3 protein-coding genes are annotated in these 3078 nt (G+C 27.9%); 1 reads left to right on the top strand and 2 read right to left on the bottom strand.

What is annotated here, in order from left to right; all coding sequences use genetic code 11:
• Nucleotides 1-518: 518 nt before the first annotated feature.
• Together DMG62_23900 and DMG62_23905 are read right to left on the bottom strand one after the other, a co-directional pair.
• Nucleotides 519-1043 (bottom strand): hypothetical protein, encoded by a 525-nt coding sequence (locus DMG62_23900; GenBank protein ID PYY20164.1) that lies wholly within the window; start codon nt 1041-1043, stop codon nt 519-521.
• Nucleotides 1044-1491: 448 nt separating this feature from the next.
• Nucleotides 1492-1818 (bottom strand): hypothetical protein, encoded by a 327-nt coding sequence (locus DMG62_23905; protein ID PYY20165.1) that lies wholly within the window; start codon nt 1816-1818, stop codon nt 1492-1494.
• Between the two features lie 174 nt (nt 1819-1992).
• On the opposite strand from DMG62_23905, the gene DMG62_23910 reads away from it, so the two are divergent.
• Nucleotides 1993-2373 (top strand): hypothetical protein, encoded by a 381-nt coding sequence (locus tag DMG62_23910; GenBank protein PYY20166.1) that lies wholly within the window; start codon nt 1993-1995, stop codon nt 2371-2373.
• Nucleotides 2374-3078 lie beyond the last annotated feature (705 nt).

The raw sequence follows: 3078 nt of genomic DNA on the forward strand, positions 1-3078 counted from the left end.
AAAAAACGACCAGTGCGAAAAAAAAAAATTTATTTTAAAAGGCGTCATATCGATATCGTGTAATTGATTCAAATAAATACTAATTCACTTATTTTTTCGCACGATAACCATCTATCCTTGCTTTTTTCTTTGAGGGAGAATCATCTTCTGCACACGCCCTATCATTCAACAACCCTACGATTATTTCCAAAACATTAGTTCATCCATTTGTCTGCTATTCATATTATATTTAAAGTCTTGATAAGACATTCTAAAAGTAATTGTGTCTATTGAGGCACAAGTGATAGCTTTTCTCCATGAATTTTCTTCGACTTGTAAATAAAACATGCGTGTCCTTGGTAATTTGACGCCTGGCAGACTCATCTCATCTCCAAAGTAATGGAATAAAACAGCCAGATTCAATTTCTCATGTGAGCATTCTAAATCTAAAAAATGTATCATTTATATAATAATTTAATTGATAAGTATTTTACCTTAATATATTTTAATATAAAACATTAAAGATAAAACTTGTGATTTTATTTATCATTAATTACAAATTTACGATAGATCTTTTTCAGATTTATTTCTCTAGTTAATACTCTTTGAGATCCAAATGAAGCTATAAGAATTCCTCTTGTATAGCTTAACCCTGATTCAATACTTATTCTTGAATCAAGAATCCCTACTGATTTCTCTTTAATTTGAGCATTACCTTTACTTATCACAAAAATATATTTCTTTAATTGTTTAACACCTTCATCAATATATTTTTTAGCGGTTATAATTTTGTAACAATTATCGTCCTTACTCCAATGCATATAATTCCTATTGATTAATTCGTCCTCAGCTTCAGTCTTTAATTCTTCATTTAATTTGTATAAATCCTTAAATTCAGGATTCTTAATCCACTCTCCTTTCTTACCACAGTAAAGACCTACTAAATTAAATAATTTGAGTTCTATAATTGCGCTATATAAAAAGGAAGATTCTTCAAGTAACATCAAATCAACAAATCCATATTTAGGTGCGCTCTTTTTTGTATAATCTACAATTAATCTCATTTCGGATATATATAAATTTGTCGATAATAACATTTCCACCGTTGTTTGAAAACCTGATTCTTTGTATTCTCGAAAAGCTCTCAATGGTTTATTACCATGATAAAGTAAAATTTTATTAACTAGTAAGTTAATATCGCCTTCCAACAATGATATTACCGTCTCGCGCTTAAAAATTAAAAAGTACAAAACAAGCAATTAATAATTATTTAAATAAGTAGCTTTAATAATATCTATAAAATTATTCAGAATCTAATGCTTTACATAATGTTCCACATAAGCATAACGCTGCCTTAATTGAGAATTACAATAATTAACAAATAAGGGAAGAACATACTTCATCATAATTATCATATATGTAAAACTATTTATATTCAACGTACAGCATAACGCTGACTTTCATGAGAATTACTGTAATTCACAAGAAAGGAAGAATATTAATCAAATACAACTATTTCATACTCATCATTAATATTTTAGACAAATCCTTAAATAAAAAAAAAACGGTCACCTTGTTATTAAATTTCGTTATAAACGATTCAAATTCTTCGAATTCATCATTTTTCGTTTCATTATTATCTAGTTCCAATACTCTTTCTTTAAGTTTAGCAATTTCTATAAGGTAACCCCAAGGTAAGTTGTTTATTCTAAATAAATCTTCTGTAGTAGCGCGCAAAAAACTAGTTCCAGTAATTTTAGCTTGACGTAATGTTTTATAATCTTTACTCTCAAGATGCAAGGCAAGAAATGGTTGTTGTTGAAAAAATTCAATTAACATGTCTGTATTCCAGCGTTCTATGATTTTAGTTAACTTCATTTTTTTGTAAAAAAAAAAGTTTTATTTTTTAACGAATATTAAATATTTTAAATATTGTGGCAAATTTCCTATTTTAGGAACTAGTATAAATCAGTCGGACCAATTATATTTTAGAAAACCAAAGCACAAAACTAAATGACATTATTACGCGTCTTTACTAATAAGGGATATCGTGACTTCCACCACCATGATGACTACTTCCATGACTACTTGCTTAGTTTTTTATTTATTTTTTTGGTTGAATTCCTCCCGTCAGCTTTTTTATTTATTTTATCACTTTCGAACTTTGTTTTTTCTTTAAACTGTGGGTGGATTATTTATGGTTTTAAGGCTTTATGTAATTTTTGTATACTATATATGGTACCGGCTTTGAAGATCATTAATCGATCATTTTCCGAAAATTACCCGATGAGAAAAATACTTTACACGCTGATTTTTATAGAGGGCGAGAAACGAGATATTTGCATCAAAATGAGAGAACATATAGAACAGAAATCGAGCTACAAGGGGAATTAATTTCGAGAATGGATCTGCGTTATTTAAGGAGATATTCTCGTTCAAAGTTTAACTTCGTGAAAATTCAATAAAATTTGATGTTGAATCTTTAACGAAATCACAAAAAAATCGTACATAGTAAACTAATCTGAAATTTATGTATTTATTTCATCAATTTACGTGCTATAACATTTCCCAATTTGAATTGGAATGGTTCATTGGATGTCAAGTAATCCTTGTTTGAAATTGTATATATTTTCGCCGGGTAAATTTCGGAAATTTTTCGATTTTGTGATCGACATTCCGTATACTAAAATGGGAATACAGAAATTAACATAATGCCTTAAATATCGGATTCAACGTGAATTTGCAACCATTCAAAAAATTCTTATAGGCGCAAGCGCATATTATAAATAAATGGTATGTGCGCAAATTTTAAAATCATGTGCGCATTTTCCGCTTAAACAAATTTAAAAGATATGCGCAAAAAACTTTATTATATGCGCTTTATATATTAACATAAAATAATAGTAGGCGCTATTTATTATAAAATTATATACATCATATTGTAATACCAAAAATAATGAACGATGCGATTATTGCTCTAAAACAGGCCTTCATGTTCATCATTTTTGTCCCGATATAATTTGCAAAAATTTAGCAAAAAGTAACAATCTAAAAAAAAAGAAAAAATAATTATAAAAAAATAACATACGACAAAAAAAT

It is taken from the genome of Acidobacteriota bacterium, assembly GCA_003225175.1.
Lineage (GTDB): Bacteria > Acidobacteriota > Terriglobia > Terriglobales > Acidobacteriaceae > Gp1-AA112.